Genomic DNA, 20,700 nt, shown 5'->3' with positions numbered 1-20,700 from the left:
ATTGGAAACAATTTTTGCTGGTTTTTTTCAAAACCCAAAACTATATCAAATAAATATTTCTAAATAAAAAAATGTTACAAGAAGAAAATTCTAAGTTATGAAAGAGGAAAAAGAGGTTATAAGACTATTTTTACTTATTATTAGTTGCTTATATTTCTTAAATTAATTTCAAAATATTATGAGATTTTAGAATTACTCTAAAAACTTAACGTTTCTCTTTAAGCCATCAAACTTGGTTCTTTTAATGGGAGAATTTTTAAAAACAGTTCGAAAAGTTTCTTCAGTAATTTCAATCCAATCTTTTTTGGTGAAAGAAAGTACTTCCGGATTGGGATTAAATAATGGTTCGGAATGAGATTTGGAGAATCTATTCCACGGACAAACATCCTGACAGGTATCACAACCAAACATCCAATCATCAAATTTCCCTTTCATTTCGTAAGGAATATTTTCTTTAAGCTCGATGGTATAATATGAAATACATTTGCTTCCATCGACAACATACGGAGCCACAATAGCCTGTGTGGGGCAAGCATCGATACAGGCAGTACAGGAACCACAATGATCTGTGGTTGCATGATCGTATTCTAAATCCAGATCTAAAATAAGTTCTGCAATAAAATAAAAAGAGCCTACTTTTTGAGTTAACAGGTTACTGTTTTTGCCAATCCATCCCAAACCACTTTTTGCAGCCCAGGCTTTATCCAGAACGGGAGCTGAATCGACAAATGCACGGCCTGAAACTTCCCCTATGTTTTCCTGAATGGAAAAAAGAAATTCTTTTAGTTTTTCTTTGATTACAAAATGATAATCCTGACCGTAGGCGTATTTTGAAATCTTGAAGCTCTCCTGATTTTGAGTTTCACTCGGGTAATAATTAAGTAAAAGCGAAATCACGCTTTTTGCATCATCAACCAAAAGTGTTGGGTCTAAACGTTTGTCAAAATGATTTTCCATATAGGCCATTTGCCCATGATGGTTATTGTTGAGCCAATTTTCAAGTCGTGGGGCTTCTTGTTCTAAAAATCCAGCCTTAGATATGCCACAAGAAAGAAAACCAAGTCTTTTTGCTTCAGATTTAATAAATTTAGAATATGTCTCTTTTGAATTTATCAATACAAAATATTATATTAACAGGAAAGCCTTAGCCCAGACAGCAACGGCATCCTTTGCTTGCCTTCTTTAGGCAGGCAAAGATATAGTGGATGACTGGAAATAGCTTCGAAAAATTAAAACAAATCGCCTTGTATATTAGTATTTATTTTACCTAAATGTTTATAGGCTTTGTCAGTCACTTCACGCCCACGAGGGGTACGCATAATAAAACCTTCCTGGATTAAAAAAGGTTCATATACTTCTTCGATGGTTTCGCTGCTTTCTGAAACTGCCGTCGCCAGAGTCGAAAGTCCAACCGGACCTCCTTTGAACTTATTGATAATGGTCAGCAAGATTTTATTATCCATCTCGTCAAGGCCATGAGCATCAACATGGAGTGCTTTTAATGCATAACGGGCTATTACCAGATCGATTGTTCCGTTACCTTTAATTTGGGCAAAATCGCGAACCCTGCGTAATAATGCATTGGCAATACGTGGTGTTCCTCTGCTCCGACCAGCAATTTCGATTGCAGCATCTAACGCAATCGGCATTTTTAATATGGAAGCACTTCTTTCTACAATTGTTGTCAGAAGTTCAGTAGTATAATATTGTAGCCGTGATGAAATCCCGAAACGGGCTCGCATTGGTGCTGTTAGTAATCCTGAACGTGTTGTGGCTCCTATTAAAGTAAAAGGATTCAGATTGATTTGAACCGTTCTGGCATTTGGACCGGATTCTATCATAATATCAATTTTGAAATCCTCCATAGCTGAGTAGAGATATTCTTCGACTATAGGACTTAGACGGTGGATTTCATCGATAAATAAAACATCTCTTTCGTCAAGATTGGTTAACAAACCTGCTAAATCGCCTGGTTTATCTAAAACTGGTCCTGATGTGATTTTGATTCCAACCTCGAGTTCATTTGCTAAGATATTCGCCAAAGTTGTTTTCCCCAATCCCGGAGGTCCGTGAAATAATGTATGGTCAAGTGCTTCTCCTCGTTGATTAGCAGCAGCAACAAAAACTTTTAAATTCTCCAATACCTGATCCTGTCCTGCAAAATCATCAAATGATAAGGGACGCAATTTTTTTTCGAGATCTAATTCTTCCGGGTTGTATCCTTTTGTAGTAGGATCTAGGTTTTCATTCATCCTACAAAGATATAGAAACTAATTAGTTTGCAAAACAACTTTTTATAGAACAAAAAAGACTGTCGTTTCGGACAGTCTTTTTGAAATATTTTTTAGTGATGTAAAACTTCTTCACCTTCTTTCATCGGCACATTTTGTGGAACAAAATCTACGTCATGATTCGGATTGCTATAGTCATATGGCCAACGGTGTACGTGAGGGATTTCGCCCGGCCAGTTACCATGCATATGTTCTACAGGAGTAGTCCATTCTAATGTTGTTGATCTCCATGGATTTTGAACAGCTTTTTTACCGTAGAAAATACTACTAAAGAAGTTGTATAAGAATACCAATTGGAAAGCTCCACCAACTAAAGCAAATGTTGTAATTAAAACATTCACATTTTGTAAATCATCAAATAATGGAAAGTTTGTATTTGTATAATAACGTCTTGGTAAACCTGCTAATCCGATAAAGTGCATTGGAAAGAATACTCCGTAAGCACAAACTGCAGTTACCCAAAAGTGAATATAACCTAAGTTTTTATTTAACATTCTTCCGTACATTTTAGGAAACCAGTGGTAAATTCCCGCAAACATCCCGTAAAGCGCTGAGATACCCATTACTAAGTGAAAGTGAGCAATTACAAAGTAAGTGTCGTGAACGTTAATATCTAAAGTACTATCTCCTAAAATGATTCCTGTTAAACCTCCAGTGATGAAAGTAGAAACCATCCCGATAGAGAATAACATTGCAGGGTTAAATTGCAAGTTACCTTTCCATAAAGTTGTAATCCAGTTAAAAGCTTTTACAGCAGAAGGGATTGCAATTAATAATGTTGTAAATGTAAATACAGATCCTAAGAAAGGATTCATACCTGAAATAAACATATGGTGACCCCAAACAATTGTTGATAAAAATGCAATTGCAAGAACTGACATAATCATCGCTCTGTATCCGAAAATTGGTTTACGAGAGTTCGTAGCCATAATCTCAGAAACAAGACCCATTGCCGGTAAGATTACGATATAAACTTCAGGGTGTCCTAAGAACCAAAATAAGTGTTCAAATAATACCGGAGAACCACCTTGATAATGTAAAACCTCTCCAGCAATATAAATATCAGACAAGAAGAATGAAGTACCAAAGCTTCTGTCAAAAATCAATAATAAAGCAGCCGATAATAAAACCGGGAACGAAATAACACCAATAATTGCTGTTACGAAAAATGTCCAGATTGTAAGAGGAAGTCTGGTCATAGACATTCCTTTTGTTCTTAAATTGATTACTGTTACAATGTAATTTAAAGATCCCATTAAAGAAGATGCAATAAAGATAGCCATTGAAACTAACCATAAAGTCATACCTGTGCCAGAACCTGGAATTGCTTGAGGCAATGCACTTAATGGCGGATAAATTGTCCAACCTGCAGATGCCGGCCCAGCTTCAACAAATAATGAAGACAGCATTATTACAGCTGATAAGAAGAACAACCAGTATGAAATCATGTTCATAAAACCAGAAGCCATATCTCTTGCCCCAATTTGGAGTGGAATAAGCAAATTACTAAAAGTTCCGCTTAAGCCGGCTGTAAGTACAAAGAATACCATTATAGTACCATGGATTGTAACTAAAGCCAAATAAATATCATTTGCCATTACACCATCCGGTGCAAATTTATCTCCTAATAAAACATTGAATATCTTGAAAGACTCTTCAGGCCACGCCAATTGCATTCTGAAAAGCAGGGACATTGCAACACCAATTACTCCCATTATAATACCCGTAATCAAGTATTGCTTAGCAATCATTTTGTGATCAATACTAAATATATATTTAGTAATGAAAGTGTCTTTATGGTGATGTTCGTGCTCGTGATCGTGATCGTGTCCGTGATCGTGTTCTGCTGACATATATGTATACTTTAAATTTCTTAATAAATATTATTTCGCTGCAACTTTGGCTACAGCAGCTTCAACAGTATCGATAACTGTTTTAACTGTGTCTTTAGCAATGCTGCTATCTTTGGCTGTTTCAGTAGTTCCTTCTGCTGGTTTCTCAGCTGCAGCTGCAGCTTTAATATCCTGAGCCAAAGTAGTTTTTTCACTTAACCATTTTTTGTAATCAGCCGGTGAATCAACAACCACTTTCATTTGCATATTGTAATGAGATGCACCACAAATTTTATTACATAATAATAAATAATCAAATGTATAAGGATCCAAAGCAGTGCCGCCTTTAGCAACTAATTCAGCACTTTTTACAGCTCTAAGTTTATTAATATTTGACACTTTTTCAACCATAAAAGGCAGTTCTCTGTATTCAGAAGTTGTATAAGTAGGAATAAAAGCAAACTCAGTTACCATTCCGGGAACAACATTCATTTGAGCTCTAAAGTGAGGCATATAAGCTGAGTGCAAAACGTCTTGAGAACGCATTTTGAAATGTACTTTTTTACCTTTAGGTATATGCAATTCCGAAACAATGATATCGTCCTTAGCATAAGGATCAGACATATCAACACCTAACGTATTAATACCTTCGATTAAACGAACATTCGCTTTTCCTAAAACATTATCCTGTCCTGCATATCTTGCAGTCCATTTAAATTGCTGCCCGTATATTTCGATTTCAATTACATCTTCATCTTTATCAACAAACATAATATTATTCCATGCATACAATCCGTAAAGAATTAAAACGGCTAAAACAATTGATGGAATAATACTCCAGATTGCTTCTAACTTACTGCTATCTGCAAAGAATAATGCTTTTCTGTCTTTATTTCCTCTATTTTTAAAAGAAAACCAGTATAATAGACCTTGTGTAATAACCTGAACCGTAAAAATTAAAACCCAGGTAATATTCATTAAACTGTCAACTAAAACTCCATGCTCAGAAGCAGGAGTATGAAGTGCCAAATGACCCCACTTTAGTAAACCATAAATAGTAAATATATAAATGAAAGCTAAAAAGCCAAACATAATATATCCCTGAATATTATTATCATTATCTGATGCAACTTGCGAATCGTCCGAAGAAGACCCTACCTGAGTAAGATCAAAAATCTTGGTCAATTGCCACAATGCAACTGCTAATAAAACTAAAACTATAATTACCAACAAACTTGTCATCTGTTTATTTCTTTAAATATTAATAATGAAAATGTTTACTTTCTTCGATGAAAGGATTTCTTTTTGCCAATAAAGGAGCTTTAGTCAATGCAGTAAATACTACAAAAATGAATAATCCTAGGAAGAAAAGAATAGATGAAATTTCAGGAACCCCAATAAACCATTTATCTCCTACCGTACCTGGCATAATCATATTAAAGAAGTCAACATAATGCCCTAACAAAATAATAGTACCAGCCATTACAATAACCCAGCTAAGACGCTTGAAATCTGTATTGATTAATATCAATAATGGGAAAACAAAATTCATAACTACTGCACCAAAGAAAGGCAGATTGTATAATTGAATTCTTGTTATAAAATAAGTAACCTCCTCTGGAATGTTTGCATACCAAATCAACATAAACTGAGAGAACCATAAATAAGTCCAAAAAATACTTATTCCAAACATGAATTTAGCTAAATCATGAATATGACTTGTATTTACAAATTCTAAATACCCTTTAGATTTTAAGTATACAGTAATCAATGCTATAGCAGTAATACCGCTTACAAAGAAAGAAGCAAATACGTACCAGCCAAACAATGTACTAAACCAATGCGGGTCAATCGACATAATCCAGTCCCACGACATAATAGATTCAGAAACAATAAAGAAAACTAAAAATCCAGCAGAAATATTAAAATTCTTTTTGTAGAATAAATCATCATTTGCATCGTCTTGAGCCAAGCAATTTTTTCTGGAATAATAACGATATAAGTTCCATCCTAATAAAAAGATTCCAGCTCTGACAATCCAGAAAGGGAAATTTAAATAACCTGCCTTACCAGCAATAATTTCATCATAGTTTGGGCTTTTATGATCAGTAACCCCCTCACCTAACCATACAAAAATATGATTAAAATGCAATCCGCAAAGAACCAAAATAATAAAGAAAATTACAGACCCTACAGGCAGATAAGCAGTTATTCCCTGCATTACTCTAAACAAAACCGGAGACCAACCTGCCTGAGCTACTTGTTGAATAGCATAAAATGCTAAAACCCCCATAGAAAGCAGTAAAAAGAAAATACAAGCTACATATAAAGCAGACCATGGTTTGTTTTGTAATTGGTGCAAAACATGTGTTAAATGTTCATTATGTCCATCACCTGCATCAACTTTTGCATGCTCTGAGACTTTGTGACCTTCATGCGAAGCATCAGTAACTTCATGAAGCTCTCCATTTTTGAAAGAACTCTTATCAGTTTCCTCATGTGCAGTTCCATGAGAGCCATGAGCATCTGCTGCTAGTATTTTTTCAACTTCTTGAATATCTTTAGGCGCACTTAAAAAACCATACCCAATTCCTAATAGGCCAAGAACCATTAGAATGATAGAAAAAGTTTTTAATTTACTTGAAAATGTATACATATCTATTACGATCAGTTTGTTCAACAATTATAATTGGCTTTTTAGTTTTAGAACATAGTCAGCAACTAACCAACGTTCGTGGGCACTTAATTGATTTGCATGTGAACCCATTGCATTTAAACCATAAGTTTCTACGTGAAAGATACTTCCTTCAGTAATTACTCTGTCTTTATAGCTAGGTACTCCAAGAAATTTTTCTCTTTCAACCAATTTACCTTTACCATTACCAGCAGCACCATGGCAGCTGATACAATAAATTTCGAAAAGTTCTTTTCCTTTACCAGAATTTCTTTCGATAGAATCCAAAGGTGATTTTAAATTAGCCTTAGCCAATTCATAACCTGCAGTTGAATTTTCATATTCGTAAGGTTCAAAACCTCTGTTGATAGTTCCTTTTACAGGAAGCTGTCCTTCTTTTCCACCCTTAAATACTTTTGCTTCTGTGTAAGTTTCATAAGCAACAGATTCATACATATTAGGGAAATACTGATAGTTTGGTGCCGAATTATTGTGGCAAGATGAAACTAAAATAGTTATACCAACTAAAAGTGTTATTTTATATATCCTTTTCATAGCTACAATTAATTCTTTTCAATTACTTTAACTTCAACTGCTCCTGTACCTTCGAAAAAAGAAACTAGTTCTGCTTCGTTATCGTTTACAGCAACCTCCATTAAAAAATGGTCATCTGTTGTTCTTACATCAGGATTTTCAGCATCTTTAAATGGCCATAATCTACTTCTCATATAAAAAGTAATTACCATTAAGTGAGCAGCAAAAAACACAGTCATCTCAAACATAATCGGCACAAAGGCAGGCATATTCTGAATGAAACTAAAACTTGGTTTTCCACCAATATCCTGTGGCCAGTCATGAATCATAATATAGCTCATCATTGTTGTTGCAACAGAAATACCAACACATCCATATAAAAAAGAACAAATTGCTAATCTTGTTGGTGCTAAACCCATAGCTTTATCCAATCCGTGAACTGGGAATGGAGTAAAAACTTCTTCAATATGATGATGAGCAGCTCTGGTTTTCTTTACTGCATCCATCAAAATATCATCGTCATTATAAATGGCGTATATTACTTTATTACTCATGATGTGAATCTTTATTTGCTCTTTCTCTAATGTAATTATCTCCTGTTCCTTTCAAAATTGTTTTTACCTCTGCCTGAGCAATAACCGGGAATGTTCTGGAGTATAATAAAAACAACACAAAGAAGAAACCAATTGTTCCAATGAAAATTCCAATATCAACAAATGTTGGTGAAAACATTGTCCAAGAAGATGGAAGGTAATCTCTATGTAAAGAAGTAACAATAATTACGAATCTTTCAAACCACATTCCGATGTTTACTACAATCGAAATAATAAATGAAAACATTATACTTGTTCTTAGTTTTTTGAACCACATAAATTGCGGAGAGAAAACGTTACAAGTCATCATTGACCAATATGCCCACCAGTAAGGTCCGGTAGCTCTGTTTAAGAATGCATACTGCTCATATTCTACACCTGAATACCAAGCCACAAATAACTCAGTGATGTAAGCTACACCAACAATAGAACCTGTGATCATGATAATGATATTCATCAATTCAATATGCTGTAATGTAATATAAGCTTCTAAGTTAGAAACTTTTCTCATGATAATCAACAATGTATTTACCATTGCAAATCCTGAGAATACCGCCCCTGCAACGAAGTACGGAGGAAAAATTGTTGTATGCCATCCCGGTATTACAGAAGTAGCAAAGTCCATCGATACAATTGTGTGTACAGAAAGTACAAGTGGCGTAGCTAAACCAGCCAATACCAAAGATACTTCTTCAAAACGCTGCCAGTCTTTTGCTCTACCGCTCCATCCGAAACTTAGGATAGAATAAACCCTTTTTGTAAAAGGAGTTACGGCTCTATCACGTAGCATGGCAAAATCAGGCAATAAACCAGTCCACCAGAAAACCAATGATACTGAAAGATATGTTGAAATTGCGAACACGTCCCAAAGTAATGGTGAGTTAAAGTTTACCCATAAAGATCCAAATTGATTTGGAATAGGTAAAACCCAGTATGCTAACCATGGACGTCCCATGTGAATAATTGGAAATAAACCTACCTGAACTACTGAGAAGATAGTCATTGCTTCTGCAGAACGGTTAATAGCCATTCTCCAACGTTGACGGAAAAGTAATAATACTGCAGAAATCAAAGTTCCTGCGTGACCAATACCAACCCACCAAACAAAGTTCGTGATATCCCAAGCCCAACCAACTGTTTTATTTAATCCCCATGTTCCGATACCGGTAGATACGGTGTAAATTATACAACCTAATCCCCAAAGGAAGGCTGTTAATGCGATTGAAAATACAATCCACCAATGCTTATTTGCAGGACCTTCAACAGGCGCAGCTACATCTACAGTTACATCGTGATATGATTTATCACCTATAACTAAAGGTTTTCTAATGGGTGCTTCGTAGTGAGACGACATAATCCTTTATATTGTTTCTTAATTAATAATTTTTCTAAGTATTTCTAACTTTAACATGGTAAACCACATTAGGTTTTGTTCCTACATGCTCTAATAAGTGATATGATCTTTCATCAGCAGCTAATTTAGCAACTTTACTTTCAGTATCATTAACATCACCAAATATCATTGCTCCAGAAGAACAAGCGTTAGAACAAGCTGTTTGGAATTCACCATCAGCAACTGGGCGACCTTCGTTTTTAGCTTTCAATTTAGTAGCTTGTGTCATTTGAATACACATTGAACATTTTTCCATAACACCACGAGAACGAACGTTTACGTCTGGGTTTAATACCATACGCCCTAAATCGTCGTTCATGTGATAATCGAATTCACTGTTTTTGTTATACAAGAACCAGTTAAAACGACGCACTTTATATGGACAGTTGTTTGCACAGTAACGAGTACCAACACATCTGTTATACGCCATATGGTTTTGACCTTCACGACCATGAGATGTTGCAGCAACCGGACAAACTGTCTCACATGGAGCGTGATTACAGTGCTGACACATAACCGGCTGGAATGAAACCTGCGGATTATCTCCGGCTTTTTCCATTTCATTAAATGTAGATAATGAACTAGACAAACCTGCAATATTTTCTTTTCTTTCGTTATCACCTTCAAAAGTACTTTCAGAAGAATAATACCTGTCAATACGCAACCAGTGCATATCACGACTTCTTCTTACTTCAGCTTTTCCTACAACCGGCACGTTGTTTTCAGCATGACAAGCAATAACACATGCTCCACAACCTGTACAAGCGTTTAAGTCAATTGAAAGATTAAAGTGATGTCCTGTCGAACGATCAAATGATTCCCATAAATCGACAGTTGTAGCTTCAACTTCCTGGTGATCTAAAGATACCATTGGTTTTTCATTCCAATGTTCTGCATCTCTAGTATTAAATATTTCAAGAGAAGTTTCTTTAATAATATCCCCTCTACCCATTAATGTTTTCTGTCCCTGAACACAAGCAAATTCATGAACTCCATTTGCTTTTGCAATAGAAACAGATTGAACACTATTGAAGTTTTTATATAAAGCGTAAGCATTTATACCTACCTGCATTTCATCTTTTAAAGCCGCTTTACGACCATAACCTACAGCTAAACCAACTGTCCCAACAGCTTGTCCAGGCTGAACAATTACTGGTACGTTTTCTAACTTAGCTCCATCAGCAGTAGTAATTGTAGCATAACTTCCGTTTAAACCTCCGTTTGCAACAATTTCATTTGTTAGACCAAGTTTTTTAGCATCTGCATTAGAAACAGTAACATAGTTATCCCAAGAAACTCTTGTAATTGGATCCGGAAATTCTTGCAACCAAGGATTGTTTGCCTGTTGTCCATCACCCATACCTGTTTTAGTATACAACACTAATTCAAATTCTCCGGTTGATTTTGATTTTGAAACCGCATTTGCAGCAGAAGCATAATCAATAGAACCAGCAGATAAAGGAGTAGAACCAATTACAAATACGCCATCATGCAAAACTTTATTCCAAGAAGAACCTGCAATAATCCCAGCTGAATTAGCTTTAAGGTAATCGTAGAAATTTCCAGAAACTCCGTTTAATGATAATAAAACGTCTTGAAATTGTTTTGTATTGAATATAGGACGGATAGTAGGCTGAGTTAAACTATAAGTTCCTTTAGTTATTTCAACATCTCCCCAAGACTCTAAATAATGAGGCGCAGGAGCAGCAATTGTAGCAATTGATGCAGTTTCATCTTCTTTTAACGAAAAAGCAACTGAAGTTTTTACTTTTTTCAACCCAGATACAAAAGAAGCTGAATCAGCTAATGTATAAACAGGATTAATTCCGCTCATGATTAAAGTATGAACACTACCAGCATTCATATCTTTTATTAATTGAGATACAACCAAATTAGAACCTTTTCTAATTTGTCTTATTCCTGCTGTATTAAAAGCTTCACTAGCCAATACCTGATTGATAGCCAATACTAATAATTGAGCGTTTTTATCTTCAATTCCAGATACTAAAACCCCTTTTGAGCCGGCAGCTTTTAATTGTTGGGCAGCTTTAACAACTTCCGCTTTATAAGCACCTTCTAAAGAAACAGGAACAGAAGCACCTACAACAATATTATAAATTTGAACTAAAGCTTGTTTTTGATTAGCCGGAGTCATTGGAACACGCTTATCAGCAGCAGCTCCGGATAATGTCATATTTGATTCAAACTGAAAATGACGGGACATTTTACCGTTTTGAGGAATACGCCCTTTAGCATATCCGGCATCATAACTACCCCCTTGCCAATCTCCTAAGAAATCAGCTCCAACAGAAACAATTAAAGAAGCTTTTGAAAAATCGTAATCAACCAAAGCTCTTTCTCCGTAAACTGTTTCAAATGCATCTAATGCCTCAGATGAAGAAACAGCATCATAAACAACATGTTTAGCATTTGGGTTTTTAGCAATAAACTCACCTATTAATTTCTCAGTAGATGGACTTGCTAAAGTATTTGTCAACAATACCACTTGTCCGCCTTTTGCTTTTGCATCAGCCAAACTTGATTTAATTTTTAAATCAACAGCAGACCAGCTACTATTTTTTCCTTCCAATTTAGGCTCTTTCAAACGCATGCTATCATATAAAGATAAGATAGATGCATGAATCCTAGCATTAGCCGAAAATTTAGCTCCAGAAATAGTATTGTTCTCAATTTTAATTGGACGACCCTCACGAGTTTTTACTAATAAGTTAGCAAAATCAAAACCATCAAAAACGGTAGTTGCATAATAATCAGCAACACCAGGAATGATTTGTTCCGGTTGTAAAACATAAGGTATCGATTTGTGAACAGGACCTTCGCAGGCAGCAAGTGTAACAGCTGCAGTACTAAATCCTACGTACTTTAAAAAGTCACGACGTGAAGTTCCAGATGAAGCTAAAGCATCTGCATTTCCTAAGAATTCATCAGTAGGAATTTCTTCAACAAATTCGTTATTTCTAAGCGCCTCAACAATAGAACTATTTTCTAGTTCTTCAACACTTTTCCAGTATTTTTTGTTTGATGACATTGTATATAAATATTAAAATCTTAATAATTCGATTAATAGTGGCATTTACCGCATTCTAAACCTCCCATTTGCGCTGCAGTCAATTTTTCTACACCGTATTTTTTAGAAAGTTCAGCATGAATTTTATCATAATATGCATTTCCTTCCATCTTAACGTCAGTTTTTCTATGGCAATCAACACACCATCCCATTGTTAATTTAGAATATTGTTTCATGATTTCAAATTCCTGTACCGGACCGTGACAAGTTTGACATTCAATTCCGGCAACAGAAACGTGTTGTGAGTGATTGAAATACACAAAATCAGGTAAATTATGAATACGAACCCATTTTACAGGCTGAGTTTTTCCAGTATACACTTGTTTAGTTTTATCCCAACCAACAGCATTATATAACTTTTGAATTTCACCATCATAAAACGCCTTACTATACTCAGCAGTAGCTGTAGTTTCAGCAACTTCAGAAATGTTTTTATGACAGTTCATACAAACATTCAAGGAAGGAATTCCAGCATTTTTACTAACACGGGCAGCAGAGTGACAATATTTACAATTGATCTCATTATCTCCAGCGTGAATTTTATGAGAATAGTGAATTGGCTGAATTGGTTCATAATTCTGATCAACACCAACCTGCATTAAAAAGCCATACACAAAATAACCACTTGCCAAAAGCAAAAATATAGAAGTAACCAATACTAAAAATTGATTTTTCGCAAAAGCTTTCCAGATTGGAGTTCTTGCTTCTTTAGGAGCAACCACAATACCATTATTACTTGCAACTTTAGTCAATACTTTGTTCACCATGAACAACATAACAACCAAAATAGCCATTACAAGAGCAAGGGCGCCTAAAATAATGTTATTAGAAATTCCACTTCCACCTTCCTGAGGACCTGTTGGCAAAGTAGCCGTAGTTCCCTTAGCAGGCTCAGCTTTTACTTCAGAAGTATAAGCGATAATATTATCAATATCACCTTCAGATAATTGAGGAAAAGGAGTCATTACAGACTTGTTGTTTTCTTCAAAAAGTTTTACTGCAACAGGATCACCTGATTTAATTACTTCAGAGCTGTTATGCACCCACTTGTAAATCCAAGCCATATCATGCTTACCAGCAACACCTCTTAAAGCAGGACCTGTTGATTTAGCATCTAATTTGTGACATGCAGCGCAATTTGCATTAAAAAGTTCTTTCCCTTTTACCGGATCACCACCAGATGTAGCGGCCGGAGCAGCAGCAGTTTCAGTTGCCGCAGGAGCAGCAGGATCTTGAGCAAATGAAGTTAGGGAGAAAATCAGCGTTAGCGATAAGCTAAGCAGCAATTTTCTTGAGATCGAATTATGGTTACCCACCTTTTTCATATAGTATAAAATTATCTACTAATTTTTGGTATGATTTTTTCTGTAACTAATCAGTCAAAACCGAATACCTTTTTTTAAAACCTGCACAAAAATACAATTTAAGTGCTATTCTCAAAACCTTAAAATAGTCTTAAATATCAATTTATATCAATTCTAAATAATAACAACATTCCACATATAAAGTTTAAATACTACTTTTGCATAAAAACCATCACATTATGAGAATTTTAACCCCATCAGAAACAATTTTATTATCACTATCAATGTTTGCTTTAACATGTAATATTAATGCTCAAGAGCAAAACATTACCTTAAATCAAGACCCTAAATTTGAACAATTATTGAATGACAAACGTAAAATTAACACGTCAATTAGTACCAATGACACTTACAAAATTCAAATTTTCAGCGGAAAAAGCGAGGAAGCAAAAAAGACCTTATCTAATTTTAAAAGAGAATTTAATCCGATAGATGGCACTATAATTTTCAATACTCCAAATTATAAAGTTATCGTTGGAAATTTTAAAACAAGGATAGAAGCTGAAAGAAATTTAGAAGAAATCAAAAAGAAATACAAAAGTGTTTTCCTTATTAAACCAAGCAAATAAATTCAGAATAACAAACTCAAAGACCGCTTAACAGTGGTCTTTTTATGTCTTGAGGATAAGAAAATCATATCACAACATCTGGACAGATTTAGCTTATTTATCTATTTAAATCAATTTCATACATCAAAACATTCAAAATAACTTAATCCTTTTCCAACAATCATTATAATTGTATTAGAACCAAAAAAGTCCCAATTTTCATTGGGACTTTTAATTTTATCTAATTTATTATTGAATTTTATTTCAATTTCTTTTTGATTGCAACTTCATGGTATGCTTCAATAACATCTCTTTCTTCAATGTCATTATATCCTTTAATCTGAATACCACAATCGTACCCTTTAGAAACTTCTTTAACATCATCTTTGAAACGTTTCAATGCAACAAGCTCACCTGTATGCACCACTACTCCTTCTCTGATAACTCTAATTTTAGAAGTTCTCATAATTTTACCATCCATTACCATACAACCGGCAATTGAACCTACTTTAGAGATTTTGAAAATCTCACGAATCTCAGCCATTCCTAAAATTTCTTCTTTCATCTCAGGAGCTAACATTCCTTCCATCGCGTCTTTCAAGTCATCGATTGCAGCGTAAATAATAGAATAGTAACGGATATCAATTTCTTCTTTATCTGCAAGTTGTCTCGCATTTCCGGCAGGACGAACATTAAACCCGATAATGATCGCATCAGAAGCAGAAGCCAACATAACGTCAGTCTCTGTAATTGCTCCAACACCTTTATGTATAATATTAATTTGGATTTCTTCTGTAGAAAGTTTAGAGAACGAATCTGATAAAGCTTCAACAGATCCATCAACGTCACCTTTAAGAATTACATTTAATTCTTTAAACTGACCAAGAGCAATACGACGGCCGATTTCATCAAGTGTAATATGCCTTTGCGTACGTACTGATTGTTCACGCATTAATTGAGAACGTTTAGATGCAATTTGTTTTGCTTCCTTTTCATCTTCAAAAACGTTAAACTTATCACCTGCAGTTGCTGCCCCATCTAAACCTAAAACTGATACCGGTGTCGAAGGGCCTGCTTGTAAAACAATATGTCCTCTTTCATCATGCATAGCTTTAATTTTACCATGATGTTTTCCAGCCAACATATAATCTCCAACTTTTAAAGTTCCATGTTGTACTAATATAGTAGAAACATAACCTTTTCCTTTATCAAGGAAAGCTTCAACAACAGTTCCCTGTGCCGCTTTGTTTGGATTAGATTTTAAATCTAAAATCTCTGCTTCCAGTAAAACTTTCTCCAATAATTCTTTTACTCCTGTACCAACTTTTGCAGAAATGTCATGTGACTGAATTTTCCCACCCCAATCTTCAACAAGTAAATTCATACCAGCAAGACGCTCTTTGATTTTCTCAACATTAGCATTTGGTTTATCAATTTTATTGATTGCAAATATAATTGGCACTCCCGCAGCTTGTGCGTGAGAAATCGCTTCTTTTGTTTGCGGCATGATATCATCATCCGCAGCAACAACAATAATAGCGATATCTGTAACCTGAGCTCCACGTGCACGCATCGCGGTAAACGCCTCGTGACCCGGTGTATCTAAGAATGCTATTTTTTGACCATTATCTAAAGTTACTCCGTAGGCTCCAATATGTTGTGTAATACCTCCCGACTCACCAGCAATAACATTTTCTTTACGAATATAATCCAGTAAAGATGTTTTACCGTGATCGACGTGACCCATTACGGTAACAATTGGCGCTCTGGTAACTAAATCTTCTTCTTTATCCTCTACGACTTCAATAGCCTCTTCAATATCAACTGTGATAAACTCAACTTCGTAACCAAATTCATCGGCAACGATAGTTAAAGTTTCAGCATCTAAACGCTGATTCATGGTAACCATGATTCCAAGCGACATACAAGTTCCAATTACTTTTGTAATAGGCACATCCATCATGATGGCAATTTCCCCTACAGTAACAAATTCAGTAACTTTAATAGTTTTGCTTCCCTCGTCAAGAGCTCTTTGCTCCTCATCAGATTTCTGACGGTGTGTATCTCTTTTATCTCTTCTGTATTTAGCAGCTTTTGATTTTCCGCCTTTTCCTTGAAGTTTTTCAAGAGTTTCTCTAATCTGATTTTTAACTTCCTCTTCAGTTGGCTCAACTTTAGCCACGATAGCAGGACGGTTTCCCTTTACGAAACCTGGTCTTGCGCTTCTGTTAGCATTAAAACCTCCACCACCTGTATTTGGTGTAATTTTGTTAGGGTTTGGCGTTCCCGGCGCATTACCTGTAGCAGGTTTTGGCGCACCCGGAGTACCTGGCTTCGGAGCAATTCTTTTACGCTTATTTTTATTCGCGTTATTTGCAGCTCCCTGAGCCCCTGGCTTATTTGGCGTTATCTTAGGATCTTCTTTCTTTTTCTTAGGTTTATTAAATTGAGATAAATCAATTGTTTGACCTGTAAGAGTAGTTCCTGATAACTTTTGATATTGTGTAGTGATTGTTTCTTCAGCAGTTTCCGGATCAGTTGACACAACTGGTTCCTGAACCACTTTAGGAGCTTGCACTTTTACTTCTTTTTTATCAGTAATAATAGGTTTTTCTGCTTTGTCTTGAGGAACCACAAGAGCTTCAACTTTTGCCTCTTCTTTTTGAACAGGCTTTTCAACTTCTGCCTGAGGAACAACCACTTTAGGCCCTTCCACAACCTTAGCCGGCTCTTCAGAAGGAGTCGCTGCAACAGTAGGTTTCTTCGGATTTAAATCTATTTTACCTACCTGAACAGGCCCAGTTACAACGGCTTTTGCCTTTATAATTTCTTGTTGTTTTTGGCGTTCATCGTCCTGTCTGCGTTTGTCTTCAATTTCTTTTTCACGTTCTACACGCAAAGCTTCTTTTTCTTTTCTCTTTTCTTCTCCTACCTCTTTAGAAGCTTCCTTATTCCCCTTATCGCCCGCAAATTGGCTTTGTAGGATATTAAATTCGCTATCAGAAATTTTCGCATTTGGATTTGCATCAATAGCAATCCCCTTATCTTTTAGATAATCAACAGCTCTTTCTAACGAAATATTTAATTCCCTTAAAACCTTGTTTATTCTTATTACTCTCTCTTCAGACATATAACCTTTTTATTATTACCTTTTTCGTTGTGTTGTTAGAGCAGATACTAGCTATCAAACTCTTCTTTTAGTATTCTCATAACGTCAAGAATTGTTTCCTCTTCCAAATCTGTTCTTCTTACTAAATCTTCTACTTCTTGTTTTAAAATACTTTTTGCAGTATCTAAACCTATCTTAGCAAATTCTTCAATTACCCAGTCTTCGATTTCATCTGAAAATTCTGTTAATTCAACATCATCTTCATCTGCAGTTGCACCAGCAACGTCTCCTTCACGAATAACATCTAATTCGTAACCTGTCAGCTGACCAGCTAATTTTATATTGTGGCCACCTCTACCAATTGCTTTAGAAACTTCTTCTAACTTCAAGAAAACTTCGGCTCTTTTATTTTCTTCATCAATTTTGATAGAAGAAACTTTTGCAGGACTTAATGCTCTTGTAATAAACAATTGAATATTACTCGTATAATTGATTACATCTATATTTTCGTTTCCTAACTCACGAACAATTCCGTGAATACGGGATCCTTTCATACCAACACAAGCTCCAACAGGGTCAATTCTATCATCATAAGAATCTACTGCTACTTTTGCTTTTTCACCAGGAATACGCACTACATTTTTAACTGTAATCAAACCATCAAATACTTCAGGAATCTCCTGTTCAAATAATTTCTCCAAAAACTTTTCAGAAGTTCTAGACATAATAATTTGAGGTTTATTTCCTTTTAATTCAACGCTTTCAATAATTCCTCGAACATTATCTCCTTTACGGAAAAAGTCAGATGGAATTTGTTTTTCCTTTGGAAGTACAATCTCATTTCCTTCATCATCAACAAGTATAACAACTCTTGGACGTACATGATGCACTTCTGCGGTGTAAATATCGCCAATAATATCTTTAAATTGCTTATAAAGATTTGTATTATCGTGTTCGTGAATTTTAGATATTAAGTTTTGACGCAAAGCCAAAATAGCTCTTCTTCCTAAATCAATCAATTTAACTTCTTCAGAAACTTCTTCTCCAATTTCAAAATCCGCTTCAATCATTCTGGCTTCAGTCAAGGTAATTTCTTCGTTCTCAAAATCAAGATCTTCATCAGCAACAATTACTCTTCTTCTCCAGATCTCCATATCTCCTTTATCAGGATTAATGATAATATCGAAGTTATCATCAGAACCGTATTTTTTCTTCAATGCATTTCTAAACACGTCCTCTAAAATTGCCATAAGCGTTACACGATCAATAAGTTTATTATCTTTAAACTCTGAGAATGAATCGATTAATGCTAAATTTTCCATGCGAATTCTTTAATTAAAATGTTACTGTAACAATTGCCTCTTTAATTTCTGTATAAGGTATTTGTTGCTTTTTTTGAACTGTTTCTTTTCCTTTTCCTACTTTTTTCGGTTCTCTTGCTTCCCAAGACAAAATTATAAAAACATCGTTAGCTTCCACTAATTCTGCTTCAATTTTTTTACTATTTGTAGTAACAATCAATGTTCTACCAATATTTTTTATGTATTGTCTTGTAAATTTCAATGGCGAACCTACTCCTACAGATGCTACTTCAAGAGAAAAATCCTGTTCTTCACGATCCAGATTATTCTCAATTGCACGACTGATATCAATACAATCCTGAAGTGCTACTCCATTATCCCCATCTAAACCTACACTAATTTTAAAAGAATCAGAAATACTTAAATCAATCAAAAAGATTGATGGCTTTTCTAAAAGAGCATCTGTAATTAATGTGTTTACTTTTTCTTTAAATGTCATAGTTTTATAAAAAGAGGGGACAATTAGTCCCCTCATTATTTAGATTTTAATAAATAACGGTGCAAATATAGTGTTTTTTTTATAATCAAAATAATTAGATTGCTCTAATAATATTTCTTATCTTTATAAGAGCATTAAAATAACCGATTATTCATATTATTTAACACCAAAAACTATGAAACGAATTTTAGTACCCACTGACTTCTCCGACCATGCTGAGGACGCCTTAAAAGTTGCCGCACAAATAGCAAAAAAGCATAATTCAGAAATTGTTCTGCTTCATATGCTGGAATTACCAACCCAGATGAATGATGCGATTACCGGAGGAAAAAGCATTCCGGAAACAATTTTGTTCGTAAAAAAAGCTAACGAAATGCTGGACACAATCACAGAAAAGCCTTACCTCGAAGATATTCCTGTGACTGAAATCTTAAAAATCGATAAAACAATTCATGGAATTTCACAAGTCAGCAAAGAGAACGACATCGATTTAATTGTAATGGGCTCACATGGCTCTTCAGGCATTCAGGAATTTTTAATTGGTTCTAATACTGAAAAAGTTGTTCGAAATTCAGACACTCCGGTTTTGGTTATTAAAAAAGATGCTTCAAATTTTAACGCAGCAAATATTGTATTTGCATCTGACTTTTCAAAAGAAACAAAAAAACCTTTTGAAAAATTCTTACACTTTACAAACTTTTTTGAATCAAAAATACATCTGGTTACTATTTGCACTCCAAACAGTTTTAAGCCAACCCATGTGATTGAGAAAGCAATGAACGAATTTATAAATGAATTCAACCTTACCAATTATACCACACAAATTTACAATGACAATAATATTGAAAAAGGAATTATAAATTTCTCAAATAGCATAAACGCTGATATTATCGGAATGTGCACACATGGAAGAACCGGATTTGCACACTTTTTTAATGGCAGTATCAGCGAAGGCCTGGTAAACCATGCCGCAAGACCGGTTATAACATTCAAAATTTAAACACACATTCTCTTAATAGTTTATAATACTTAAAAAACCACCAGTATCACTGATGGTTTTTTATTCAATTTATACTTTTCGGGGCTGACTCTATTTCTTTTAACTTTATTTACCAACAATAGCATTATAATCAGAAACTTGACTGATTTTAGTCGCACAATTAATCGTTTATCAGCAACTTTATCAATTTATAAACTAAAAAAAGCAAACACATAGATCTCAATACTTACTTGGGAATTTATAAAACACGAACATAGTCTTATAACCTAACAACAAAATTCAGCAACTGTCTTTTGAATTGTTATTCTCACTGTTTATCTTTTAAAAGAATTTAGTCTTCAATCCTTTAAATTTCTTTCTTGATAAGAAAAACATTTTTAACCAACCTGACTTTTTGAATATTATTCTGGAAGCTCAAAAAAATGAGCAGAAAGAAAATTAATAAAATTTAATTTTTATCTTTAGACTCTAAAC

The 20,700-nt window shown here is 34.7% G+C and carries 15 protein-coding genes; 2 read left to right on the top strand and 13 right to left on the bottom strand.

Translation table 11 applies throughout. The features are described 5' to 3' along the window. Positions 1–192: 192 nt before the first annotated feature. From queG to ACEN92_RS17690, 10 genes are all read right to left on the bottom strand, one after another. On the bottom strand, positions 193–1,116 hold the full coding sequence (queG, locus tag ACEN92_RS17735) for a tRNA epoxyqueuosine(34) reductase QueG (protein ID WP_495639660.1): 924 nt from the start codon (positions 1,114–1,116) through the stop codon (positions 193–195). A 113-nt stretch (positions 1,117–1,229) separates the two neighbouring features. Then, positions 1,230–2,252, bottom strand: a complete 1,023-nt coding sequence (gene ruvB, locus ACEN92_RS17730; RefSeq protein WP_495639659.1) for a Holliday junction branch migration DNA helicase RuvB — start codon at positions 2,250–2,252, stop codon at positions 1,230–1,232. 92 nt (positions 2,253–2,344) lie between these two features. Beyond that, entirely contained in the window at positions 2,345–4,144 is a 1,800-nt protein-coding gene (locus ACEN92_RS17725; RefSeq protein ID WP_495639658.1) for a cytochrome c oxidase subunit I, read from the bottom strand. Between the two features lie 30 nt (positions 4,145–4,174). Next, positions 4,175–5,365, bottom strand: a complete 1,191-nt coding sequence (locus ACEN92_RS17720; protein ID WP_495639657.1) for a cytochrome c oxidase subunit II — start codon at positions 5,363–5,365, stop codon at positions 4,175–4,177. A gap of 19 nt (positions 5,366–5,384) precedes the next feature. Beyond that, entirely contained in the window at positions 5,385–6,779 is a 1,395-nt protein-coding gene (locus ACEN92_RS17715; protein ID WP_495639656.1) for a quinol:cytochrome C oxidoreductase, read from the bottom strand. 27 nt (positions 6,780–6,806) lie between these two features. Beyond that, entirely contained in the window at positions 6,807–7,352 is a 546-nt protein-coding gene (locus ACEN92_RS17710; protein ID WP_495639655.1) for a c-type cytochrome, read from the bottom strand. 8 nt (positions 7,353–7,360) lie between these two features. Then, positions 7,361–7,885 carry a DUF3341 domain-containing protein gene (locus ACEN92_RS17705; protein ID WP_495639654.1) on the bottom strand — a complete coding sequence of 175 codons (525 nt, stop codon included), beginning with the start codon at positions 7,883–7,885 and terminating at the stop codon, positions 7,361–7,363. Then, positions 7,878–9,278: an NrfD/PsrC family molybdoenzyme membrane anchor subunit gene (gene nrfD, locus ACEN92_RS17700; RefSeq protein WP_495639653.1), complete on the bottom strand. Its 1,401-nt coding sequence runs from the start codon at positions 9,276–9,278 to the stop codon at positions 7,878–7,880. Before nrfD ends, ACEN92_RS17705 begins: the two co-directional genes overlap by 8 nt. A 34-nt stretch (positions 9,279–9,312) precedes the next feature. Further along, on the bottom strand, positions 9,313–12,366 hold the full coding sequence (locus ACEN92_RS17695) for a TAT-variant-translocated molybdopterin oxidoreductase (RefSeq protein WP_495639652.1): 3,054 nt from the start codon (positions 12,364–12,366) through the stop codon (positions 9,313–9,315). A 32-nt stretch (positions 12,367–12,398) separates the two neighbouring features. Continuing rightward, on the bottom strand, positions 12,399–13,730 hold the full coding sequence (locus ACEN92_RS17690; RefSeq protein WP_495639651.1) for a cytochrome c3 family protein: 1,332 nt from the start codon (positions 13,728–13,730) through the stop codon (positions 12,399–12,401). A gap of 218 nt (positions 13,731–13,948) precedes the next feature. Between ACEN92_RS17690 and ACEN92_RS17685 the strand changes: the two genes are divergently transcribed. Beyond that, positions 13,949–14,338, top strand: coding sequence for an SPOR domain-containing protein (locus tag ACEN92_RS17685; RefSeq protein WP_495639650.1), 390 nt, complete (start codon positions 13,949–13,951; stop codon positions 14,336–14,338). A gap of 238 nt (positions 14,339–14,576) precedes the next feature. Here the strand turns inward: ACEN92_RS17685 and infB are convergent, their stop codons facing one another. From infB to rimP, 3 genes are read right to left on the bottom strand one after another with little or no spacing between them, the layout of a single operon-like run. After that, positions 14,577–17,447 carry a translation initiation factor IF-2 gene (gene infB, locus ACEN92_RS17680; protein ID WP_495639649.1) on the bottom strand — a complete coding sequence of 957 codons (2,871 nt, stop codon included), beginning with the start codon at positions 17,445–17,447 and terminating at the stop codon, positions 14,577–14,579. Between the two features lie 47 nt (positions 17,448–17,494). Continuing rightward, the gene (nusA, locus tag ACEN92_RS17675; RefSeq protein WP_007808951.1) at positions 17,495–18,748 is read right to left on the bottom strand and encodes a transcription termination factor NusA; all 1,254 of its coding nucleotides are present in this window, start codon (positions 18,746–18,748) and stop codon (positions 17,495–17,497) included. Positions 18,749–18,761: 13 nt separating this feature from the next. After that, positions 18,762–19,226 (bottom strand): ribosome assembly cofactor RimP, encoded by a 465-nt coding sequence (rimP, locus tag ACEN92_RS17670; protein WP_495639648.1) that lies wholly within the window; start codon positions 19,224–19,226, stop codon positions 18,762–18,764. 175 nt (positions 19,227–19,401) lie between these two features. Between rimP and ACEN92_RS17665 the strand changes: the two genes are divergently transcribed. After that, the gene (locus tag ACEN92_RS17665) at positions 19,402–20,226 is read left to right on the top strand and encodes a universal stress protein (protein ID WP_495639647.1); all 825 of its coding nucleotides are present in this window, start codon (positions 19,402–19,404) and stop codon (positions 20,224–20,226) included. Positions 20,227–20,700: the final 474 nt, after the last annotated feature.

The sequence above is a fragment of the Flavobacterium sp. Flavsp81 genome, assembly GCF_059491325.1.
This window is presented reverse-complemented; position numbering and strand designations above follow the sequence as displayed.